We start from the raw sequence: 24015 nt of genomic DNA on the forward strand, positions 1-24015 counted from the left end.
ATCAGTGAGTTCGACTTGCTCTGTACCATCTTACTCTTTTTCCGGGTCTAACGTCTGTACTGAGGCCGTACTCTGTATGTACCGATTGGCCGTTTCAGTTTCAGGGACAGATCTGAACAAAACCGCGCTATCAACTACTGTTACGGTCCATTCGCACTACAAGAAAATCAGCGGAGTGTTGGCCGGCTTGTAGATCAGAGAGGAGTTAGCTGAAGTTTGGGGAGTTGATGTTGTCAAGAATCTCGTTGATCTTGCCGTGAAGCTCGGCAGTCCGCTTGATGAGTTTGTCGTACTCTTTGGTATCAGTTCGGTTGGCTTTTTCTAGGGCTTGTATCTTGGAGATGTTACGGAAGAATCGCTGGGTTGCTCGGCGGAATTGTTTCCGTGTTATCAGCGTATCGACGAGTCCGAGGACTTCTGGTTCTTCTACTGGCTTGACTAGATAGTCGTCAAACGGCATTTCCATAATCTCTTCAGTTGGTTTGATAGCAGTGATCATCGCGATTTGAACGTCGAGTCCTTTCTCACGAAGGAGGCCCAGAAGCTTGTCGCCAGACATTTCTGGCATCTTCCTGTCTAGTAGGACTACATCAACTGAGCTGTTGATTCTGTGAAAGGCGCGTATTGCATTCGTGTCTGATTTGACTGTATAATGGCCGTCAAGACAATCTTCCAGGAAAACAACCATCCCTTCCTCATCGTCAATAATGAAGACGGTCTCGTCTTCTTTCGACTCATTGTCTCCCTTTTGAGTGGTGTTCATTAATCGGCCCTTTTCAGTTACTATCCCGATTTATTTTCTTCGTATTTAGTCGTGCTGTTCCGTATAACGACTAGTTATTTAGACACCGCACACAGGAGTAAATAACAGTTATTGTGAACACGGTTTCTTTATTCATTCTAGTGGCTGAGATACCTGTTCAATGGGTCTGCCTGCTCACCGATGAGTTGTGGAGAGTATTTAGATGCCAGCCGGCATATTGGACAGCTATGACGATCAGTTATGCACTCAGTGAAGAGGACAAGAATCGCATCAATCGCGAGTTCTTCGACTCATACGATCACAAGTACTGGTTCTATAAGTTGAAGACAAACCGTATCCTCGTAGATAATCTCGAAGAGTTCGTGAACGAGTTTGGTGGTGAAGATCTCCAAGAAGAGTCCATAGAGGGGCTTCGTCTATCGTTAAAAAGTGAGGCAGTCTACGACTTCTTCCACACCACTGAGGCTCTCATTTCGCTCTTTATTGCCAACCGTGTTTCCTATATCCCGTGGCGGAAGATGCGCCATTTAGGAGTTCACCAGATATGTGACTTCATCCGTGATGTTATTCTTGATGATAGCCTCTCTCAAGAGGATATTCGATATGCGTTCTATCGCGGCATAGGTGAGGATGCACTTGAAGAAAGCGAAGAACTCCGTGAAAGTGTAGAATTCATCGAAACATATCTGAAGACAGTAGGTACGCGGTTCCTCGATAACGATTTGTACAATGAGTATAAGCACGGTCTGCGCGTGGTCACATCTCGAAAGTCGGTCACCATCACCGATGAAGAGGCTCAGAAGACAGTGCTTGATGAAGAAGGGTCGGTTCACACCTACCTCCAAAGCGAGCGGATTCAGAAAGACGGAAGCGACGAGATTCACCAACTCATCAAGGCGACAGAATGGTTTGACTACGAAGTATATCACGACCTCTCCTTATTCAACTACTATATGATTAAGCAGATGTTCGACTCTCTCCGCCAGAACATCCGTGGTGGTGACGAGGAAGGGATGCTCGACATCACATTGTTTGATTACGAACTCGAAGACCTATTTGAGGACAACGAGTATCGACTCACCGAAAAACATCGGTACCCTGTTGGAGAGAAATTGTACGAACTTGGGTAACTTATTCCGATAGCAACCGATACGTGAACCCACTACTGACCAAGTGGCTGCTACAATCCCGTGAATAAAATTGCTGTATTCACAACAACCGATAAAAATAGATATATTTTGAGAATACACACCGCGCACAGGAGTAAACGAAGTCCCGAGCGTCTAAGAGAACACACCGCGCACAGGAGTAAGCAAGGTTCCGAAAGACTAGCGGTAGTTGCTAGTGTGATTTTCTTATCTACTCTTGAGGAGAGACACCGCGCACAGGAGTAAAACCAGCAACCTGGTCGGGGAAGAGAGAGACTAACGGTATAGGGTCAAAGTTAGGAAGCCAGCCACTTGTACTCGTTTCGAACGATCTCACGGAATAGTTCTCGGTCGTTGTGAACGTCTTGAAGACGGTCGTCGGAGTTGACGAGCTCGGTTCGGATGTTATTAGGGTCCTTCTGGAAGTAATAGTGGGTGTGCTTGCCTTTTCCGCGACCGTAGCCTTTTGTTTCCGAAGTGAAGAGGCTATTCGTCACATATTCGTTGAACCACACTCGCGTCCGGCTCCGGCTCCGTTTGTCCATGTCCTCACTTTCTGCGATCTTCTCATAGACATTGTGTGCGATTTGGCCCGGTACTCCATCGATATCGGTGTCGTTGTACAGGTCACAGAGGGCGGCTGCGAAAATGAGAGTCTTCTTTTGTATGCTCGCGTTCCGAATCTCTCTAACCGAGTACTCGACTTCGACCTTGGTTTGTGCTTCCCGACAGTGATCTTCCGTAACAACGGGACTTCCCTTGTCGTCAGCGATTTCACCAGCTGAGTGGAGCAGATCAATCGCTTTTCTGGCATCGCCCTCACCCTGTGCTGCATAAGCTGCGGTTAGCGGTATAACATCATCTTCGAGAACCCCTTCCTGAAACGCGTCTTCACGACGACGGAGAATTTCACGGAGCTCAGTCGCGTTGTAATCGTCAAATAGAATTTCACGGGGAGAGAAAGAGCTCTCTGTTCTTGAATCGAGACCCTGGACTAGCGAGTCAGCGTCGTTGGTTAGAACAGCGGTGGTGACTTGATGTTCTAAGTCTGCAATATCTGTTGCCCGCGTGAGGTTGTAGAGGAGATTTGAGTAAGCAGGTGGTTCATTGTTAGTTCGTCGACCACCAACCAGACTATCTAGTTCATCAAGAACGAATATTGTGAGATCGAGATGCTCGCGGATCAGATCATAAAGCTTCTCGTACTTTCTGTTCGTAGAGATACCCTTCCGAGCGAGGTCAAAGGGCACATCAAGTTCTCGAGCCAGTTTCTTCGCAAGGTTGTAGACAGCTGCGTCTTCTGTCTTGATATCGACACAATTGAGCTTGATAACTGCGATATTATACCCTCTCCGTTCAGCGACTTTGACAAGCTTATTAGTGACTGTCCCGATGATGAGCGATTTTCCGGTGCCAGATGGCCCGTGGAGAATCATATCCTTGGGTGGCACTTCATCTAAAGCTGGTTTCAGCTGGCGGATGACTGAGTCCAATTGCTTGTCCCGGCCATAAATACGGTCTTCGTCGACGAGGTTTGTGGGATGGAGGAGCGTTTCATCTTTAAATACCGTAACTCGCTCCATCTCGAATTCATCTTCGATACTACTAATAGAATCATTGTCAGAATTGTCACGGGATATCGGTGGTTGTTCATCCCTGATGTCGTCATCTATGTCTGAGATGGGGCCGTCATCGGGCATAGTTATTATCTTACTCTTAGGGGATAATAAAACTATCTAGTGGATACAGGAGTAAACCCGGCGTAAGGAGCCTTGTAAGACCGGCATTTGGGAAGGAGTCGGGATTATTCAGAAAGTGTGCGCAATAGTAACCGGGAGATATAGGAGGACACACACACCGCGCACAGGAGTAAAACTCCAGACAATGGGAGGGAAGAATTGGCTCTAATCCACTGTATACCGTCTTCAAACACAAGAAACACTGAGTAGAATGTCTAAGACAGTGTTTCAGAAAGTATATATAAATATGGGAAGTTTTAATACAATAACAGCATAACAGTAACTGCAAACCAGCTAGAGAAGGCGAAGAAAAGGTTATTTCGCCTTCACTATGGTCATTCAGATACGACTCCTAGTCGCGTCCGGAGTCCTTATCCAGATCGTCTATACTCTATATATCTCCTGATTCTACGGATATAGACTCCTGAGATCTGCAGATTCAAAAGGATGCTTCGATTCATTTCTGTTCTGTTTACTCCTGTGCGCGGTGTGTGTCTGTAGTAGATGAATTCTGGCCTTTCCAGGACTCGTTTACTCCTGTGCATGGTGTGTGTCTGCAAAAAGAACTTTGACCCCAAATTCCACTTTACTCCTGTGCGTGGTATCTAAGCTAAAAATCCTATTGGGCAAGGAAAATTCGGTACTAACGAAGCTTTCAGCTTGGATTAGTCGAAGAGATATCGTTAAGAATAGACCGAATATTCTCCCGTAAATCTGCTATCTCTTCGACGAGGTCTTCATACTCGTCTGACCTGTCGCAGTTTGCCCTCTCGAGCACAGTTTTCTTTGATACGTGTCTAAACAATTCTTGGCTGGCTTGATGGTACTCTTTCCGTGTCATCAACGTGTTTACCAGATCGAGCACCTCGTTAGGAGTGATGGGTTTTGTCATGTACTCATCAAAAGGCAAGTCAACGACCTCTTCGGTAGGCTTGACTGCGGTGACCATCGCGATAGGAACATTAAGCCCTTCTTCGCGAAGTATACCCAGCACTTCGTCACCAGACATCTCTGGCATCGTTCGATCGAGTAGGACGGCATCGACCGAACAGTCGATTTTCTGGAGGGCTTCAGGACCACTTGTAGCAGTTCGTACATCGTATTTGTCTTCGAGAATCTCTTCGTACAACAGGAGCAGATCCTTCTCGTCGTCGACGATGAAAACTGAATTTTGGTCGGTATCCGTTCTTACCTGGGTTGCAGAATGCATCATGATGTATCTGACAACCCTTATGCTACAGCTCTGATTGCGAACGCCGTTGCTGTTCCAACCGTCATTATCGAGGCGATGACTGGTGCCGAATAACCCATCTCAACTCCAGTTGCGGCCAGCCAACCGCCAAGAAGGACGCCGGCGATTGCCGCTCCTTGGAGACGGGCTGCTTCGCTATTCTCGTCGATGAAGCTGAGGATCTGTACCATTCGCTTGTTAGCCGCTCCTGCGCGCTCAGTGAGACTCATTATAGATGCTTACCTCCGGTTAGCCCGGTCAATAACCACTTCTCGGTCACCTCTTATAATATTGACGCCCAAACCAACCTCAGGCACTTTCTGGTGCACTTGCTCGACCTGCCAGTTGGTTTGTGCTGGAATAGCTTGTCTGCGCTTCAAGAATTTCAGTCCGAAGATGGCGGCCGATATGATAGGCTAACGCAGGCGGAACCGCATTACAGACCATCCGGTACTGCTCTCCCCGTGTTCCTGCGAATGTATACTCATCAAGGAATGTTTGGATTCGAGCGACCTCACGGACAGTGAGACGCCGGACGTTTGCGCTGTTCCCCTCCTGACTGGGAGCCGCGCCTTGGTAGTGGACGGGCGGTGTTCCACTTGAGTTTGTCATTGTAGGTGCTGGTTCGTCCGGATGGAGTCGCCTTGCGGTCGTCGGTGGCCCAGTATGTCCCAACGGATATCTAGCCATCTTTTCACGATGGTCGGTTCCGTGGTCTTGGGCAACGTGATTTGTCGGCATCCATTGCTGTTCGCCGTCGCGAGTAATGAATCCAGAGACTGTATTCGGATCAACCCGTGCCCGAGTGAGTTGGTTGTCGTCAATACTAGGACGTTCTGCGAGCGTGTGGTGAATTGGGTCTTCACTGGGGGATGCAGGTTCGAGCGGCTCCGGTAGGTCTTTGACTGCTTCCTTGACCGTCAAGTACGACGCTGGCCATCCTGATCTTCTTAGGTCACTTAACCGCTGTTGGCCTTCGTTGCAGACCCGCGGTGGCTCCCACTGGTCAGGCGGCGATAGGTCGTTTCTCACCCCAAGTACGAAGAGCCGCTCTCTTGTTTGGGGGACGCCGTAGCTTGCTGCGTTCAATGAGATGACTCCAACCTCGTAGCCTAAGTCTTCTAGATCACTAGTAAGTGCATCTAAGAGTCTGGTGTGGCAAGTGCGTAATCCAGTCACGTTTTCGATTGCGATGAGCTGGGGATTCGTCGCTTCGGCCCAATCGACCATCGTGAACAGAAGTTGGTTTCTCGGGTCGTCTGAGTTCGTTTCGCCTTGATTGGACGAAAGTCCTTGGCAGGGAGGACCGCCGGCTAAAAGGGTAAGCTCGTCCGGGGCTTTCGAGGCGTCGACGTCGGTCGCGTCTCGGAAGAGAGTGATGTCGTTTGCTTGGCAGTGGTGCTGATGATACGTCCCAAACTCAGGTGTCGCCTTTTCCCACGCTGCCTTTACGCGGAACCCGCTGTTCATCAGCCCGTACGTGAACCCGCCACAGCCGGCGAACAAATCGATAGCCGTTGGTGCGTTGTCGGGACCTTCGAATTCTGGAGTCATTGTCAGAGTAGACTTGACGCGGATATAGTTGCGTGACAACGGGAGTTCCTCGTTGCTACTTTGCGTCGTCCAGGTCGAACATCTTGTGAGCGACCGTTGCGGTTTCCTCGAAGAGATCGTCGAAGTCAGGGTGGTTCACCATAATCTTCGAGAGTTCATCGATCAACTTGTCCGTCGTAGTGACTTCGTCCTCGAAGGGGACGTATTCGGAAATCCAGAATCCATCGCGCCCCTCGTCATTCACCCACGTCGCTTGCTCGCCGGCTTCGATGGCGGCCTTCCGGTCGTTGACGACGAGCGCGTCTTCGATAGTCTTGCTGTTTTCGTAACGTTCCATCACTTGTAGATAGCCCTCGCCGTTCCCATGGACGCAGTAAAACCGACTGAATTCGATGCCATTGGGAGTGAGGCTGGTTGCTTGACCAACACGCCTGTCGAGAAGTAGAACTGTTCGTAGACGGACTCGAACCACTCAACTGTGGCTTCGAATAGCGGGATGAGCTCGGCGTCGATGTACTCCCACTCCTCGGGAACCGGAATCTCCTGCGAGCCGATGTCCTGTTGTGCGTCTTTGGAATCAGTTTCTTGACCTGCCATTGCGCTTACTTGAGGTCGTCGACGTTGACGGTAACAGGGTCGATGGTGCCAACGTTGTCTCCGACGATAGAGATGATGTTGCCGTCAACCTCAGTCACGAGGACGTTGTCTCGTCCGTGTTCGGTCGCGAGTTTGTCATGGGCAGTTTCGACTTCTGCTTCTCTCCGCGGATTCTCTGGGATCTCGTAGGTCATACTTCACTTCCTCCGGTGGATAGAAACTCTCACACGCCCAGTTCAAGGACTTTTTCAGAGTGAATACTCCTTTCGTTGAGTCACTACCCCCTACGGCGAGTTGTTGTGGTGCTCTTTCTGGCTGGGCTGCTCGGCCTGTCTGGATCCTGTAAAATCGCCTGTGCGGCGACGTAACGCGATACTCATCCTGCACTGGTTTCTGCTACGCCACAGACAAAACTGCGCTATGTGCCCGTTGTGCGTTCGCCCATAGGGACTGAAACAGAGTAACGTTGTTTCACAGACAGTGATGGGTCTCCATTGGTCGCTTTTTGCGACTATTCGGTCGCTGGACTGTACTTGAGGAAGGAGACGCAGTTACCACACACGTAAGAGGTGTCCGGCCCGATCGCGTCCCCCTTCTTGACGAACTCGAATTTACCGCTCTCAGACACGTAGCGGTCTTCAGTCAGGTTCATGACGCTGATTATCGTAGATCCACACTCGGGGCACGGTTCGCCTTCTTCCCAGTCGTCGCGCTGCGCACCGAGGTTGACTCCGAGATTCTCGACTGTGATTGGTCCGAGAGTATCAGTTTCGTCGAAGAGGTCTTCGACCGCTGCTTCGACAGCCTTCGCTTTCTCTGTCCGGTCGTCATCTCCGCTTACCATTACGTCGTCGTGGTTGATTAAGATCGTACTTTTCATTTGAGCTCTTCCACCTGCGTTGGGAGATATAAACCTATCCTAACATCGTCCTTCCAAAGTTTCTTTTTTCAGACCGCAAACAAATAACACTCCGGTGCTATCGTCAGGCCGTTGCGGGTTCTGAGTTGGAGACGACGTCCCACTCGGTTGGGTCGACTGTGGTTCCTTCGAAGTCACCAGCTTCTGGGTAGGCGGTTGTCACGAGCATCTCGCTTGTATCTTCGAGGTACTCCAGTAGGTACCGAAGGTTGTCTGAGGACAGCTGGCTGATGCCGTCGATAAGGATGGCTGGAACGCGCTCGTCCACGTTGAATGTGCGATAGCCAGCGATGGCGACGACAATCCCCACCAGTTCTTGCTCTCCTTCACTGAGCGTGTCGATTGTTGTTTCAATTGACTCGCGAACGATTTTCAGTTCGAATTCTTCGATATCTCCACCCTCTGTCGTGGTCTTCGGAACGAGTTGGCCACCATCAAACCCAGGTGCGAACCTGTCAATGACGTCTTCAAGCGCGTCATTGAACTCCTCCGCGAGTTCGTGCTGCTTTTTGTTCTTCCGCTGGCGAAGTTCCTTGATTTGTTCACGTAATTCATCGCGTTTATTCTCTAGTTCGTCAATCTTCTCAGCTTCAGCCTCCAAGTCTTCGATCTGTCCCTGTTTCCGCTCTAACTCCCGTTCCTTGTTACTGATCTCGGATTTGATATCAGTCAGTTCTTCGTTCAGTTCTTCTTCCGCCTCCTCGACTTCAGCCTTTAGCTCTTCAACTTCGGACTCAAGACGCTCTTTACGCTCTTTTGCTTGCTCCAGTTCAGCTTTCGCTTCCTGAATATCTCCTTTGATCTTTCCGATGGCATCTTGCAGTTGGTCGCGTTCGTTCTTCTTCTTGCGAATTGCGCGTTTCGTTTTCTTAATATCTTCAACTTCGGATTCGATGTCAGATTTCTCACCCCGAAGGTCGTTGATTTTCTGCTGGAGTGCGTTGAGTTGCTCTTCAATATCTGCCGAGGTTGTATCGTTCCCGCAGACCCAGCAATTAATTGTGTCCATGTCGATACCTCGATCGACGTTTGTCACCAGTTCGACTTCTCCTTCTTCGAGAATCTGCTGATTCGCTCGGTAGAGATCTTGAAGGAGACTGATTTTAAGTTTGAGGTCGTTGACCCGTTGTTCTTTTTCATTAACGTCAGCGGTCAATTCTGGTTCGGAGGGGACCTCAAGGTCGTTGAGTTCGGCCTGTTTCTCCTCAAGGGCATCTTCACGGCGGTTGATCTTCGAATCTAAGCGACCGATTTCCTTTTCAGTGCTTTCGAGACTGCCCTGCTTGCTGCCGAGCTTATCACTGAGGTCGCTAGCATTAGTGTCCTTTGGGGCTTCTGCGGACAACTCATCGCGCTGGTCACGGAGTTCTTCAAGTTCCTGCTCCAACTGTGTAATATCTTCTTGGACTGACGGCAGTTGTTTCGCAGACTGCTCGGATTTTCGAAGGTCTTCTTTGATTTCTCGTCGTTTCTTCTGGAGCTCGACGATCTGGGCGTTGATATCTTCGATATTGAGTGGTGCCTGAAGATACTCGGTTAGATCCTCACCGTTTCGGACGGCAGACCGAATGGGGTTATTTTCTCCGAGGAACGAGAAGAGATGTGCACACACTCGATCTGTTTCGTCTGTGAGGTAAGGGTTCCCTCTTCGGGTTATAGTCTCCTCTGTTTCTAGGCTGAGCGTGACTTCGTGTTCATCACCGTCTGCATTGAGGGTGACTGAACCGCTCTTTTCGCCTTCTGTAAGAGGGTGGTCCTCACCGAACATCCCTGTGGTGCCGACGACGGTCCGGATGGCCGCCATAAAGCTGGACTTCCCTTGGAAGTTAGAAGCTTGAACCGTGTTGAGACCGGGGGTGAGTGTTGCCTTCCCGGTTCGAATTCCACCGATGTTGTTGATGTCGAGGTCCCACATATAATCTCACATAGAGTGGGATGGCTTAATAATGCTCTGTTTAGAACACCTTCAGACGCTCCAAGACAGTACTGATAACTCTACCAGTTTGGAGACTGGCTAGATGGGAACAACGCAGCGGAAAGATGGAGATTACAGAAGAGTTGATTCGGGTTGTGGTTCGTTGTCGTCTGAAATGGAACTGGAGGATTCTCCAGGTCCGGTAGCTGATTCACTCATGTGCTCATCACAGATATATCCGCGCTCAAGCGCCCGCTCTAACTGTACTTGATTAGAGCAAACAGGGCATCCCAAGATGACTGGTATAGAGATATCTGCATCTGTGGCATGGGGAATCTTCCCCCTGTTTTCGAGGGTCTTCAAGTTCTCTCTGATGTGACCCTTGGTGTTGTTTCGCGAGTATTGGATTCTCTCCATAACGCCTTCTGCTGCAGCATCGTCCTCGCCTATGTCCCTTGTTTTTTCTTCGTCAAGACAGTTAGTGAAGTGGCGGTAGAGCGTTGTAGTGGAAACGAAATCATCAAGGAGTTGCTCCCCATCGATGCCGTCAGATTCCAGATCGTCGATGATAGCGAAGCGCTTCTCGTCATCATCGCTAGTGAGTGCTTCGTGGTCTGATTCAATCCGACTGTCAAGCGTGTTTCGATCGTGTTCAGTATAGACTGTTTTCAGAATTTTTTGATTCAGCCAAGTTGTCAATGGCCGCAGACCCGTCTCTGGGTATTCGTTGTTTCCCATCCACCTGGCTAGCATATACTGATCCAGATCACCCCCGACGACGCCATGCTTAAGGTCGTACTTAGCAATATTCTTGCCGACCTTACAGCAATGTTCCATAGTTCTACCTACACATTTCTCATTGAAAAAGATTTCCTCATGAAACCTCTTCCGAATACCTCTAACCGCTTTAGGAAGGCCTTAAACCAGTTGTTAGTACGGAAATTACCAAAAACTAATCCTTGACTTGGTTATTAATGCTGAATAGAAATCAATGAAACCTCAATGTGAATTACGAACCGGTCCTTCTCAGACAACTTCTAAACTGGCAAGTTGTCTTCAATTTGCTTTCTGAGTCTGGTTTCGAGCTTCTTCGGACTCGTTGCTTTCGGAGTCGACTTCTTCGTGACTGGAATCCTTCTGTTTTGGTTTAGTCCTGACGTGAGTGGACGATTCGCGTTCCAGAGTGCTGTGATCACAGATTTGATTTTCGAGCATCATCACCCGCTCTCTGAAGATGTCTGTTTCCTCATCTGCGGACCCTTCTGTCTCTGTCCAGTGTGTGCGCTGAGAACAGACGCGGCATGTGAAGTACTGCTTGAGCTCGTTGCAGTCTATCTGCTTCCACACCTTATTGATATGTCGAGCTGTTTTGATGTCTGATCTCTGGGGGAGGGTGTCGAAGAGGAAGGTGTGATGGACATATCCAGAGTCGGTCTGGACGGGCCAGTCTGCGGCGTAGTGGAATTCATCTTCGTCAGCTTGACTCGTGTTCTGATTGAGCCGTGAAGCAAATTCGCCAACGTTTGCTGGGAAATTGTATATGGTGGCGAACTTTTCCTCTTCAATCTTGATCTTCCTACAGTGGTAGAGAGGGACATCTTTCTTCGCGAAGAGTTCTTCTGTCGGTTGGTCCGAGTAGTCCCGGTAGATATAGCCAATTTCGCTGGCTATTCGGGCCAGATACCGTTCGGTCTTCCCATCTAGGCCCTCCATGATTAGGTCCCCCATCTCCACAAGCCAACGGGGCTTGAATATTGTAGCACCAACATATGCGTACTTGACAACGAAATACCTACCTTAATAACCAAAGGTTTTTTAGCAAACTACCACCTCAGACAGTGGTAATATGTATAACCACTCTATACATTCTCAAAGTGAGGCGGGTGAGAATTGTAGTCTTATTGATGAAATTAATATACTGTTAGTTGGCACGTCTCCTGAACTTGATGAACTGGCTGAATCACTCTCTGAGGAAGGTGAGCATATTTCGGTTAATGCCAATATTAAAACCGAGTCAACAATTGCTGGTGCAACGACACTATTTGAAGAGGAACGGATTGACTACGTCGTTTCAGAGTATGAACTGGAGGACGGTACTGGGCTTGATCTCCTGAGCTGGGTTCGGAATGAGTACGGCGAAGTCCCATTCTTGATGTGGACTGGCTCTGGTAGCGAAGAGATCGCAAGCAAAGCGATTGAACACGGTGTAACGGAGTACGTGCCCAAGGACTTAGATGCCTCAACATATACGTCAATCCAAGAGCGTATTTTTGACGGTCTCAAACCTGTTGCAGAGCAGTTCGAAGATGGTCGTCTGGACGATCATGAAAAACGGGCGTATGCAGACTTTTTACATGAACACGTATGGGACATCGAGAAACTAGGAATTTTCGAAGTGGATCTCAATACGTGGAGCCTTTCTCTCTACGAAGGATTAGCTGAAACTGATGATCTGTGTTACTTTCGAGAACAGACTTTAGACACGTTGGCTGAGTTTGTCCATCCAGATGACCGTGAGGGATTGAAAGAGGCAATGATGGATATGAATCCGGATTCAGAGCCGCGTTTCATGAACTTCCGCGTCCTCGACCAAGCGAGCGTCAACTATTATATTCGGACCTACTTAGTGCCGATGGAACATCCTGATGGTGAGGGTACTCTTGTTCGAGGGATTGGTTGGGATTCGACTGAAAAGGTTGTTCGTGAGGAGTCACTTGCGGCCGTCAGTAAGGTTTCGCGTGCAGCATCGCAATCTGATACAATTGGAGAAGTAGCTCACATTGTCGCTGATGCTGGGTCTGATGTATTCGAGTTGAACGGCCCGTTTGTATACCTGTACGATGATGAAACCGGCGAGTTATATCCTGCAGCATATTCGCAACGGACCGGAAAGTCGAAGCCGCCCAAATTTGAGGCGGGTGAAAACCCCCTTTGGCAGGCTTTCAAGGACTTAGAGAGCAAGTCAGTTGATTCTACTAATCAAAAGGCCGAAATCGAGTTCTTCTCCTCCAACGTTCGGGAGACTATCATATCTCCTATCGATGGGTATGGGGTCATTGTTGCGGGATTCGCTGATTCACACGACTTAGACGGCGCTGGCGAGGAGGCTATTGAGATCCTAAGCTCGACAGCGAAAACTGCAATGGACCAGGTGAACCAGATTCAAGAGATCCGTGAGAGGGAGGAGCGGTCGAAGAAACAAAAGAAAAAATATGGCAGACTGAATGAATTGAACAAACAAATTAGAACAGTCAATCAGACGGTTATGGACGCGGATTCTCATTCTGATATCAATCAATCTGTCTGTGATTCTCTCGTCGAAATTGAGCAATTTGATTTTGCTTGGATTGCTGAACCGGATTATGCGGAGAATCAGTTAGACCCCCAAGCGAAATCACACCCCGTCAACTCGTATATCGATGAAATTGCTTTCGATATCGATTCGGAGAATTCGCCGCCTGCAGTTTCAGTTGTTGAGCAACGAGAACCGGTCGTTGACAAGAACATTGCTCGCGGAGTTCAGAATAGCGAGTGGAAGAACCAAGCACTTTTGAACGAGTACCGATCTATCTTGAGCGTCCCTCTACTATACGATAGCGTTCTTCATGGTGTCCTGACGGTCTATAGCAAGAAGGTTGGTGGCGTTGAAGATATGACGTTGGATACACTTTCTGAATTGGGAGAGCTAATTGGGTTTGCTCATCAGACTCTCAGCCAGCGTGATGCATTAGTGTCCGATGACAATGTTGATGTCTCATTAACGATTGATGACGAAGAGGAGTCGTTTATCCAACTAGCGTCAGAGGTTGGGTCGAAAATCGAAATTCAACATATCACGCACCGAAGCGACGAGACGCATCTGGTCTACGTGGCTTTCCAGGGTCGAATATCTGTAGAAGACACAGTGGCGGTATTGGAAGAATTCCCACTAGTTGACGACTTTCGGTTGATATCCGAGTCAGATACGATCATCTTTGAATTGGTTGCCCACAGAGATTCTTCGCTCTTCGATCTTACGGATCTCGGTGCAGAGTTAGTTCGTGCTGAGGCAACAAGTAATAATTTGTCGCTTGTGGTGGCTATCCCACGGGATGAGGGTGTCCAGTCTTTCATTGATCGCGTCCGTAACCGCTACCCTAGTGTTTCTCTCCATTCTCAACAGGGGCCAAAGGCTGAGGAAGAAAGTGATCTTGGCGGAAAAGGGTCTCCGTTTGAGGTGCTCACTGACCGGCAGCGAGAAATCCTCGATATCGCTTACTACTCTGGTTACTTCAATTATCCGCGTGATAGTAGTGCAACCGAAGTGGCTGAGTCAATCGGTATCTCTCAACCAGGGTTCTCGAAGCAGTGCCAGACTGCTGTTGGTCACCTTCTTAGTATTATCTACGAGTAACGAATCTCTACCCTGCTTTGGGATTGTGTGTACCGGAACACCGGTTCTTGTAATACCACAGCTCGCACTTATGTTGGATCTAATAGTTTGTGTGTACCGGAACATACGAAACATACGGCTTATTTGTATGACTTGCGTCTTGCGATACACGCAAAGAAATAAGTGGTGTAGCGCCTACTTTGAGTTTGATGGTGTTCCGAAACGTTCGAGGTGTCTGGTACACGCAGTCCACTAGCATCTCGTTTGGAGTTGGAGTGCCATCCAGTGAACAACCGACATTTCAAAAACTATGACAGGAGAAATTCAAGGACTACCAGGTGTAGTCACCGCGCTCCAGAAAGGCGGCGTCACGAAAACCTCACTCGGCCTCAACGTGGCCGAGCGCTTAGCAAACCGTGGGAACGATGTCGTGATGATTGACCTCGATCACGACTGCCATTTGACGAGCCTCTTGCTTGATGATGAAACAGAGGAGGAGGTTCTCAATGACGAAAACCACATTGGAAAGGCGATGTTCGGGGATCTGGACCCTGAAGAACTCCTCATCGAGACGGACTTCGGTGTCAAGCTTCTCCCTAGCACGAATCTGATGGGAGAGGTTGTTACAAAAATGAAAAACACCCGGCTTGGTATCAACCGCATTCGCAATGAGATTGCGGCTCCCCTTTACGAAGCCGGGTACGACTATTTTGTCATTGACCCACCCGGTGGTGAGGGACAGATGTTGGACGCCGCTTTCGTCGCTGTCCAGCGGACGATCGTTCCAATCACTCCTGAAGCTGGAACGGTGAACGGCCTCGCCCGCCTCCTAGAGCGTACGATTGACCCGCTCCGGAAGGAAGCCAACATGGAAATCGAGATTGTCGCGATCACGCCGAACAGGATGCATGAGAGCATCAGCCGAGATAGCGGCGAGCAAACAATCACGAGGGATCTAAATCAAACATTCCGCGAATACCTTCCAGCGTATGCGCGTGTTGATCCTGATGTTTTCGAGGTGATCGACACACCCGGAGAATCATTGACTGATATTCCGAAACCCGCTCTCCGTGAACGCAAGGCTATCAATGATGCGTTCAAGAATGGGCTTCCGGTTGCTAAGTATGATGCTGACTGCGATCAAATCAAGCACTTCGATACACTTGCTCAAATGGTAATCGACTCCTGCGAAGGGGAAGATATGACCGACCAAGAGGAGGTGCCAGCGAATGGGTGAACGTGATCTCGCCGGACTCGGTGATAGCTTGGCTAATCCCGATGAAGATGACGATGATGAGGCTAAACAGTCGACTGAAAGCGATGCCGATGACAAGCAAGAAGAACAGTCAGCTGAATCGATCTCTGGAACAGATGAGCAACCGAAAGAGGAGATATTCGACGACACGGAGTCAACCTCAACACAGACACAGCAACCGGCGGATCAGTCTACGGCCCTAGACGGAAACTCTACTTCGTCGTGTCAGGAGATCACTCGAGACGGAACGCAGTGCGATCATGATGCACAACCCGGTAGCTCGTACTGTAAGAAGCATCAACCAGACAAGTTTGGCAACCGTCCTGGTGAATTTCAACGAAAGCAGTGGAATCTGCTACCGGAGGTTATTGACGGCTTGTTCGCTGACAGTGTGACGGCGGACTCAGTCTACATTGACGTTCAAAAAGAGGTCGGTGAGAGCTTCCAAAAAAAGTCTATCGAGAATAAGATGGGTGAATTTCTGCTAGAGCACCGAGAAGAGTTTATCGACTTCGTTTCCTCCGAGTACAGCGAGCACAAGTAGCGCTGCTAAAGTTCTGTATTCCTGTTCGCTTATCGCTACGTGGATACGCTTGTTGTTTAGTCCGTCTGAGTTGGAAGATACAGAATACTCAGGCTCTACGAAACATCTGGACTTACCGTACTTCAAAATATTGTGTATGTATTGCGTGTTTTGTGTGTTTCATATGTTCTGTATGTATTCTGTGTTCTGTGTGTACTGCGTCTTTGAATATGTTTGAGTGTATAGAAATACACAGTAAACATAATGTACGGAAATACATTTCTCGTACAACGCTGAAGTGTAGGTTAGTGGAACAGCCGGGTATTCAGTGAATACTGGATCATCTGCAACACACGGAACTGCAAAAGTATCGAGGCTGTGAAACTGCTGTCACATTTGAATAATACAGGACATACGATACACACAGAACACTCAGATATTCCGATACCTTCGATGGTTTCAGATTCTCAGTTTTATTGAATAATCTATGTGACTGGATGTATCGATACACTCGATCCGTTCGAGACACTGAGGATGCTTGGACTTCCTGAGGGAGTGTTCACTAAACTCACACGGGGGGAGAGATAAAGTCTATGTGTATCGGAACATGCGAAACTTGTGGTACACTCGGAACATGAAATCTCCTGCGAGTTTCACCCCAATCTAAGGCCAATATGCTTGGTCCTGGTGTAAGAAGTTCTCGTGAATCTGTCCGGGATCTATGTCGCCCTTGAGGTCTGATCCGACCTCATTAGCGTCCATCCTAGGTCGTCCTCGGCAAGTCGGAGTACCAGATTGTGTGAGATACCCCTAGGGAAGTCTTTGTGCTGAAGCCTGAATTTCGTGGGAAAGAGTAATGAAGCGTGCACAGATACAGATATGCAACGCACCTGCGAGTATGCCCGCGTACGAGCCGTAGGTACCCTCAGTCCATAACCTCTGATAAAAATGCCTCCGTTACCACCAACCGAGGGGTGGGAGATTGGTCCCAACCCTGCCGTACCGTCACCTGAGCAGGTTTATGAGATACTCATCTACTTTTTTAACGCCTACCTCATTTCTGTCACATCCTTCTTGGCCTATTCTATCATTGTATTGGTCATCCTCTACCGCTTACGAGGCCCGACGAGCTACGGGACGCAGAGTAAGAGGAAGCGTCTCCACCGATCCAGTACCGCTCTTCTCGTAGCGTCCGCGATATTCCCGATTTTGTATGCGGCAATGTGGATCGCAAAGGGGACAACTTCTGCTGGCCCTGACCTGCCAGCTGGCGGTGTGTTTGGAACGCCTCTTGAAGAACGGATCATCGGACCGAACCCTTCCTCACGGGGGTTGGACCAATTTTTAGGTATTCTCATCGACCTCTTCCAGGCATATTTCCTCTCTTGGACGACGCTTGGGGTTGTTGCCTTGCTTTCTCTCGTTGTGATTTACTACACAACGAAGTGGCCGACAGAGATTATCGCGGATGTACAGTCTCGGTATATCCGCCGCGTGGGAATCGCAGTGGGTGTCGTGACAGTGTTTCTCCCACTTCTGTACACCGTGGTCTGGGTGGCGACTGATACTCAGAAGACGCCTGAGGCACTCCCAGCTGACGGTGTATTCGGGACATCTTTCGAGGAGCGACTGATTGGACCAGAGGCCGCACAGGGAATAGACGGTCTGGTGTCCGGTCTTGGCATGTTGTTCCAGACGTATCAGGTCAGCATTTCGTTCATTCTCATCTCGGCTATGACCTTCCTCAGTGTGAGTTATTTACTCATCCACTGGCCATTCCGGTATGACATTGGAAATAAGCAAGAACATTTGTATCGAGCAGCGCTCGGATTAGGTGGCTCAATCACGATAGTCCCAATTTTGCACGCGATCTCGTGGTTAGCAACTGGACTTAGTAACCCAGAGGGGTCCCTCACTCGAGTGGCCCCGCCAGTTCAACTCCCAACAGGTCAATTGTTCAGTGGCGCACGCTATCATCCAGTTATCGAAGAACTTGCAGCGTCGAAAGACCCTGTTGAGACGGTTCTTCTGAACTTTCTCTCGTTTCAGACTACGTCTTACTTGATGCTGGGGATTTTCGTCATAGCACTTGGTGCGGTGATGATGCTGTTATTTGCTCGGTCATCGTGGTTCCCTTCAATAGGTGGTCACGAGTATCTTAGCGCAGGATCGATCATCCTCCTTGTTGTCTTCCTCATGCCGGCATTAGTTACAGCCTCAGCATGGCTTACCACGGGGACGGCTGATGCCGGTGACACGCTCTCGGAGAACCTTGCAGGACGACCGTTTCACGAGCAAGACGACTTCTCAGCCTGCACTACTGAAGACTGGGAAGCGAAGTCTGGAACGGCGATACCTGTTGATTCATCGGCAGGGCAGGGGTGTGAATTAGAAATTCACGGTACAATTTCCAAGCAGTTTGATTTGACGGGAACTGAGCATGAAGAAGGATTTGTGGAGGTGAAAACTGACGACGAAATGACTGTTCGCATTTACGATGGAGACGAACTCGTTGCTGAGAAAGATATCATTTCGAATCGCCGATTTGAAATCTCAGTCACTAATGCAACGACGGTGGAGATTAAGGGCAAGAATAGCAAGTTGGATTCTGTAACTGCTGGCCTTCAACCAGTCCCTGACCCGTACCTCGTGGTTGAGCTGATGACTGAGGATGATGAGTTTATTCTTCGGAACGGTGTGGATGCAGATGTTCGTATCTATAATATCGGTGAAACGGAGACTGTTGATACGTTCAATCTCACGGTGGCCTCTGAAGGGACGTTGTATGGTGGTGATGAACGCACCCCCTCAGATAAATTGCTCATTGAGCAACTTGATGGCGGACAGTGGCGCGAATACCCGATTACTAAGTTCACCTCATTCCGCGAAAATCGTGTAGTCGGAGATGTGAATCTGATTGCTGCTACGAATCTCGATGAGCAGGAGATGCTTCAGCGCGGCCCTGGGTGGGACAACTATGACAACAAAACTATCACCATCACGTACGCTGATCTCCGGTCTGACCTATCTGAGGGTCGGACGGTCTACGAAAACACGACCTCGTTTGACGCCCGAATATACAACAATGGAACAGCCTTCAGCGAAGCATCTCCAGCTGAGCTTGTCATCACGGACGAAAATGGAAATAAAGTCCACCGAGAGACGATTACGCTTGCCGAACTTGATCCCGAAGAAGACTCAGTGACAGAGATTACGAACACGTATCGAGCGCCCGGAACCTACACTGCGACTCTTGATGTTGAGGACGACCTCTTCCCAGAGGGGAACATCGACCAGACTGAGTTCCAGATCATTCACGGGGATGTGCGTGCCGAGGTTTCTGAGACCGAATCTACGTCGCGTGTCGGGACGAACACAAACTTCACAGTTGACATCTGGAATGCGGGGAACAACAAGTCTGAAGCGACGACTGCTGACGTAGAAGTGGTAGGTCCGAGTGGCGATGTCGTAAAATCGTGGAATGTGGATGTCGAAAACCTATCTGTTGGTCAATCGACCGCCCGCGAATTCACGGTGGTTACTGAAAAGACAGGCACGTACCATGTGAATGTGGACGCCCACTACCCCGAGTTCTCTGCAGGTACGACGGACTCGGCCACTGTCGCTGGGATTGGTCCTGACCTTCGTACGGACGTGACTGGTAATACGATCAAGAAGGGAGAACAGGCTGATATCACAACAGAAATCCGGAACAAAGGGACGGACTACGCAGAGCCAACAACGGCTCAAGTAAACCTCACGAACCCCGATGGTACACTCATTGAACAGGCAGAGATTGAAGTGCCCGGCTTGTCCCCCGGTGAAAGCTACTCTACGAACCCTGTCAGTTCCACGCTTAACGAACCCGGAACCTATCAAGTGTCGATGGATGCTGATGCCGAGTTAGCTACTACTGGAACGAAAGATACAGATGAGTTTAATGTGGTCTATCAGAATCTTGGCGTCGAGGTGAGTGCGTCGAACGTGTCACATTCGGACGATAACCAGATGTCAATTGATGTGACAAACCATGGGACCGGTCTGAGTGAGCCCACCTCTGTCAACGTTGATATCGTTGACCCAGCAGGAAAAATTGTGACAGAAAGAACACTTGATGTAGGTAGACTTCAGGCGGATCAGAGCACAATCCGTCGCTTCGAGGTGAACCACGACCGAGCGGGTGTGCATAGAGCTGAAGCCTCACTTGACGGACAGACGTATCACACAAATTATCACATTACTTGGTCAAATCTCCAGGGGACAATCAATGCATCAGAGACGACGGTTGACGGATTTGAAACCAAATTGAACGCGACTATTGGCAACGTTGGTCCAGGGCGGAGCGGCGTAACGTATGCTACGGTAACAGTGTACGATTCAGATAATCGTCGCGTCGATAGAAAGCAGATCGACGTCGATGAATTGGCATCGGGTGAAACCGATTCCAATCCGGTTTCTGTGAAGTTCCCGGAAGTCGGAACGTACACGGCGAAGATTGAGCTTCACGATAACGAATTCCCCGATGGGAACGTCGATTACTCCGAGGAGATCGTCACTGCTGTCCCCGATCACCGAACGGGAATCCATGTTTCGAACATTAGTAATGGTGAGACAGCTTACGTGAACACGACAGTCGTAAACGCTGGCGAGGTCCTGAGCGACGAGACCACAGCGACTGTGACGCTGAAGACCGATAACGGAGAGGTTCTCGAAACGACCCAGTATCCTGTTGGGAGATTGCAGCCGAGTGACAAACAGACCAATACCCCGCTTGCACGGGTTCTCGACGAGCCGGGGCGTTACATAGCTGAAGTGAAAGTTGATGACTCTCGAGTTCCGAGAGGAAACGTTTCCAAGACCGCCTTCTACGTTCGCGGCGGGGACCTCCGAGCCAATATCACAGCAAGAGATATTGGAGAGGGACAAAACGTGGATATCTCCACTCAAGTCGCGAACTACGGCGGGGCGGTTAGCGAGAATACCACCGCGACAGTGACTATCGAGAACGATGCTGGGCGGGTAATTAACCGGACTACCGTTGATGTCCGAAGCCTGCAACCCGGCGAGGACCAAACTAACTTGTTTTCCAATGTCACGCTTGAGAGCCCCGGCCGATACGTTGCTAAAATTGATGTGAACGCGAAAGATGACACCACCGGTAGCGTGGCTCGGAATGGCTTCCAGACTGAATACGTGAACTTGAAAGGTTTTGTGTCCTCCTCGGACGTCACAACGACGAATAAGACAACTATTAACGTCACAATTGCCAACGATGGTACAGCGGGTAGTGACCCCGTAGACACAACAGTCGAAGTCGTTGATGATAGCGGAATGGTTGTTCAGGAGTGGAATATCTCGACTGATTCTATCCGGGGAGGTCGTGATACCCGCCGGCACTTGGAGTTCACTACGAGTGAGGCCGGAAGTTACACTGTGACAGTCGATGTTGAAGACCAAGGCCGTCCGTCGGGGACGACTGACTCGGATGAGTTTAGTATTCGGTGGCCGGATCTGGCTGTGGATGTGACACCGTCGGCATCCGTTGTCGAGAGCAATGAGACCACTGTCGATGTTAATATAACGAACAATGGCCCCGGTTCGAGTCAAGAAACGACGACGAGGGTCTACCTCTACGACAACTTTGGGAACATCCTCAGCCAACAGACGATTTCCCTCCCAGAAGTCGCATCTGGTGCGACATATGAAACAACGGTCTCTATCCACTTCACCCGACCAGGGGTGCATTCGGTCGGTGCAAGAGTCGATGATAGCAAATTCCCTGACGGGAACTATGCTGAGACAGACGACATCACGGTCTCTCATGGGAATCTCCACGGGAGCGTTTCGTTCCGGAATGATTCGACTCCTGTCGAATCAGAGACGGCTGTTACGGTGTCCGTTCAGAACGTCGGGAATGACAAAGCCGAGGCGACAACAGCTACGGTAGCGCTAATGAACCCTAACGAGGAAGTTGTCGAAACACACGAGGTCGACATACGCGCTCTCAATGCCGGCTCCAATACGGATAAGAGGGTGAAGATGACTCCTCCAGATGACGGAAAATATACTGTTCAATTGAATGTCCGCGATGAGGAGTTCCCAGTTGGAGCAGGGGATACAGACACAATTCAAGTCCTCTCCTCAGACCTTCGGGCCGATATCACAGTAGAAGATGTCGAACTGAACCATCGGACCGATGTCAATGTAACGGTAACTAATGCTGGGGATTTGCAGAGTAACCAGACGACGGCTGAAGTCCGCATGTACAACCAAGATGGCGACCGCGTCACCCACAAGACGTTGGAAATAGACTCACTCGCTCCCGGCGAGTCGACGACAGTCAGTTATAGCCAATTGATCGACGAACGGTGTTGGAAGACGGAAATGTCGTGTGCGCCAGGAGTGACTGTCGGTACGGGGACGTATACTGCAGAGGTTAATGTCCAAACCGTGTACGCACCAGAAGGGTCGGTGGATACAGTCTCGTTCAAAGTCGAATAAGTTGCGTCAGTAGTGCCTTGTTCTTAGTTAACTGATTCGCCCTGTAGGGTGGTGCAGAGAGTTTGTGGTGACACTAGGGTGAGACGATGAGATACATCCATAGAACGACTATGTCACCAATAGTAAGCGCAGCGAGTAGACCAAGGAAGATCGGGACGATGAGTGGATACGCCGGCTGTACGTGTACTTCATCATGGTCACAGAGGTAGTTGAGGATTGCGCGAAGCTCATCAGCAGTCGTTTCGTAGATGTTGTGATCGACCTCATCGACGAACCGCTCAACCCCCCATGTATCTTCTACTGACCCCCCTTCTGTGGCTAAAATAGTCCGCTCAGATGGACTAGTTTCGTCTATGGGGGGAAGAGACTTGAAGCAATTAGTATTCGGTTTGATCGCGCCCGTACCGATTTCGTAGGTCTCTGCGATAGTCTCTGGGGACCGGAGACTTTCGCCTCTTGCTCTGAGTGTCTGGATTGTCTCACCCCGCCACCGAAGATACATTCTAATTGCATCGGCGTCGACTACAAACTCGTCGTCTGTCTCTCGGTTGATGATGAGCTTCCCTACTGTTTCTGTAAGGTCGGAGACTGCTACTGGCTTTGAGAAGAACAACTCTTTTTTCCGCTCTCCACGGGACAGGTTTTTGACCCACATTTGTAGCGGGTAGAACGCTCCGAATACAAATCCGTTCATCACAATAGTGACGGCGAGCGATCCGGTCATTCCTTGGATAAGTGGCAGTTCAATCCCGAGGACCGGGATCGTGTACTGGTGGATCGCCGGAAAGAGAAGTCCAAGCGAAAATAATGCTTTTGCGTCTGCTCCGCCGATAGCGTTCTCGCTGACTAGGAATGCGCTGATGAGTGCCATCCCAACGGGAACACCGACTAGCCGACGGTGCATGTATGCATCTTCGGGTGAATTGATGGGTGCTATTTGGGTGATCTGCCAGATTGCAGCTATCCCTCCAATCGCGATGAGGATTGGCCAGATTCGTGACTCGACACGGCGGACTTGATAATCACTCCAGGCCGCCCACGCGAGCAGTGGGACCGAGAGTAACCGTAAGAAATCTGGGCTTGCACTGATCATCAGTCGTCATTGCTGTTCATGGGATGGTCTTTAGGATAGTCCCACTTCAGCTTGCCATTCTCTCGCTTCACGCGGTACATATACGGCCCATGAGGACATCCTTTGCAGTCTTTCCCACAAGGGACCTTCTTTTTTACGTACGTCCAACCACCCTTCTCGTCCGTGTCGACGATCTTCTCGTTCTTGCTTGCGAGTTCGTCTTCTTCAATAGGGGTATCATCTTGTTCTTCGATGAAGTCTTGTAGGGTTTTAGTGTACTCCTCAATCGTTGCCAAACTCTGGAGATCCTGACGATGCAGCCCTTCAACGATGTACTGCGGGATTTGGTCGGGTGCTGGTGGTGGGTCGTCGATCATCGTATCTTACCAAACAAACTAACGGAATGCATTAAAAAGTTAAGTAAGA

19 protein-coding genes are annotated in these 24015 nt (G+C 49.6%); 5 read left to right on the plus strand and 14 right to left on the minus strand.

What is annotated here, in order from left to right:
• Nucleotides 1-205 precede the first annotated feature (205 nt).
• Nucleotides 206-763, minus strand: a complete 558-nt coding sequence (locus tag AV929_RS20765) for a response regulator (RefSeq protein ID WP_064289224.1) — start codon at nt 761-763, stop codon at nt 206-208.
• Between the two features lie 140 nt (nt 764-903).
• Here AV929_RS20765 and AV929_RS20770 point away from each other — a divergent pair, with 140 nt between their 5' ends.
• Nucleotides 904-1893, plus strand: coding sequence for a hypothetical protein (locus tag AV929_RS20770; protein WP_155120796.1), 990 nt, complete (start codon nt 904-906; stop codon nt 1891-1893).
• A 314-nt stretch (nt 1894-2207) separates the two neighbouring features.
• Here the strand turns inward: AV929_RS20770 and AV929_RS20775 are convergent, their stop codons facing one another.
• The 11 genes from AV929_RS20775 to AV929_RS20820 all read right to left on the minus strand — a co-directional run bounded on the left by AV929_RS20775 (nt 2208) and on the right by AV929_RS20820 (nt 11579).
• Nucleotides 2208-3611, minus strand: a complete 1404-nt coding sequence (locus AV929_RS20775) for an AAA family ATPase (RefSeq protein ID WP_080510119.1) — start codon at nt 3609-3611, stop codon at nt 2208-2210.
• Between the two features lie 694 nt (nt 3612-4305).
• Entirely contained in the window at nt 4306-4860 is a 555-nt protein-coding gene (locus tag AV929_RS20780; protein WP_064289226.1) for a response regulator, read from the minus strand.
• Nucleotides 4861-4880: 20 nt separating this feature from the next.
• Nucleotides 4881-5072 (minus strand): hypothetical protein, encoded by a 192-nt coding sequence (locus AV929_RS20785; protein ID WP_230458930.1) that lies wholly within the window; start codon nt 5070-5072, stop codon nt 4881-4883.
• A gap of 118 nt (nt 5073-5190) precedes the next feature.
• A complete protein-coding gene (locus AV929_RS22985; RefSeq protein ID WP_080510121.1) occupies nt 5191-6435 on the minus strand; it encodes a DNA cytosine methyltransferase in 1245 nt (414 codons plus the stop codon).
• A 55-nt stretch (nt 6436-6490) separates the two neighbouring features.
• Nucleotides 6491-6772, minus strand: a complete 282-nt coding sequence (locus AV929_RS20790) for a hypothetical protein (protein WP_064289228.1) — start codon at nt 6770-6772, stop codon at nt 6491-6493.
• Nucleotides 6772-7032 (minus strand): hypothetical protein, encoded by a 261-nt coding sequence (locus AV929_RS20795; RefSeq protein WP_064289229.1) that lies wholly within the window; start codon nt 7030-7032, stop codon nt 6772-6774. The genes AV929_RS20790 and AV929_RS20795 overlap by 1 nt, the downstream gene beginning before the upstream one ends.
• A gap of 5 nt (nt 7033-7037) precedes the next feature.
• The gene (locus AV929_RS20800; RefSeq protein ID WP_064289230.1) at nt 7038-7226 is read right to left on the minus strand and encodes a hypothetical protein; all 189 of its coding nucleotides are present in this window, start codon (nt 7224-7226) and stop codon (nt 7038-7040) included.
• A 317-nt stretch (nt 7227-7543) separates the two neighbouring features.
• Nucleotides 7544-7912 carry a hypothetical protein gene (locus AV929_RS20805; RefSeq protein ID WP_064289231.1) on the minus strand — a complete coding sequence of 123 codons (369 nt, stop codon included), beginning with the start codon at nt 7910-7912 and terminating at the stop codon, nt 7544-7546.
• A gap of 103 nt (nt 7913-8015) precedes the next feature.
• Nucleotides 8016-9866, minus strand: coding sequence for an archaea-specific SMC-related protein (locus AV929_RS20810; protein WP_064289232.1), 1851 nt, complete (start codon nt 9864-9866; stop codon nt 8016-8018).
• A 132-nt stretch (nt 9867-9998) separates the two neighbouring features.
• The gene (gene rdfA, locus AV929_RS20815) at nt 9999-10703 is read right to left on the minus strand and encodes a rod-determining factor RdfA (RefSeq protein WP_064289233.1); all 705 of its coding nucleotides are present in this window, start codon (nt 10701-10703) and stop codon (nt 9999-10001) included.
• A 219-nt stretch (nt 10704-10922) separates the two neighbouring features.
• A complete protein-coding gene (locus AV929_RS20820) occupies nt 10923-11579 on the minus strand; it encodes a hypothetical protein (RefSeq protein ID WP_155120797.1) in 657 nt (218 codons plus the stop codon).
• A 133-nt stretch (nt 11580-11712) separates the two neighbouring features.
• Here AV929_RS20820 and AV929_RS20825 point away from each other — a divergent pair, with 133 nt between their 5' ends.
• The 4 genes from AV929_RS20825 to AV929_RS20840 all read left to right on the plus strand — a co-directional run bounded on the left by AV929_RS20825 (nt 11713) and on the right by AV929_RS20840 (nt 22517).
• A complete protein-coding gene (locus AV929_RS20825) occupies nt 11713-14259 on the plus strand; it encodes a bacterio-opsin activator domain-containing protein (protein WP_064289235.1) in 2547 nt (848 codons plus the stop codon).
• A gap of 289 nt (nt 14260-14548) precedes the next feature.
• Entirely contained in the window at nt 14549-15475 is a 927-nt protein-coding gene (locus AV929_RS20830) for a ParA family protein (protein WP_064289236.1), read from the plus strand.
• Nucleotides 15468-16037, plus strand: a complete 570-nt coding sequence (locus AV929_RS20835; protein WP_064289237.1) for a hypothetical protein — start codon at nt 15468-15470, stop codon at nt 16035-16037. Before AV929_RS20830 ends, AV929_RS20835 begins: the two co-directional genes overlap by 8 nt.
• A 1053-nt stretch (nt 16038-17090) precedes the next feature.
• Nucleotides 17091-22517: a CARDB domain-containing protein gene (locus AV929_RS20840; protein ID WP_196220014.1), complete on the plus strand. Its 5427-nt coding sequence runs from the start codon at nt 17091-17093 to the stop codon at nt 22515-22517.
• Between the two features lie 73 nt (nt 22518-22590).
• Here AV929_RS20840 and AV929_RS20845 read toward each other — a convergent pair whose 3' ends face one another.
• The gene (locus AV929_RS20845; RefSeq protein ID WP_064289239.1) at nt 22591-23610 is read right to left on the minus strand and encodes an A24 family peptidase; all 1020 of its coding nucleotides are present in this window, start codon (nt 23608-23610) and stop codon (nt 22591-22593) included.
• Nucleotides 23610-23966, minus strand: coding sequence for a hypothetical protein (locus tag AV929_RS20850; protein WP_080510122.1), 357 nt, complete (start codon nt 23964-23966; stop codon nt 23610-23612). Before AV929_RS20850 ends, AV929_RS20845 begins: the two co-directional genes overlap by 1 nt.
• Nucleotides 23967-24015 lie beyond the last annotated feature (49 nt).

The organism is Haloarcula sp. K1 (genome assembly GCF_001647155.1).
GTDB classification, from domain to species: Archaea; Halobacteriota; Halobacteria; order Halobacteriales; family Haloarculaceae; genus Haloarcula; species Haloarcula hispanica.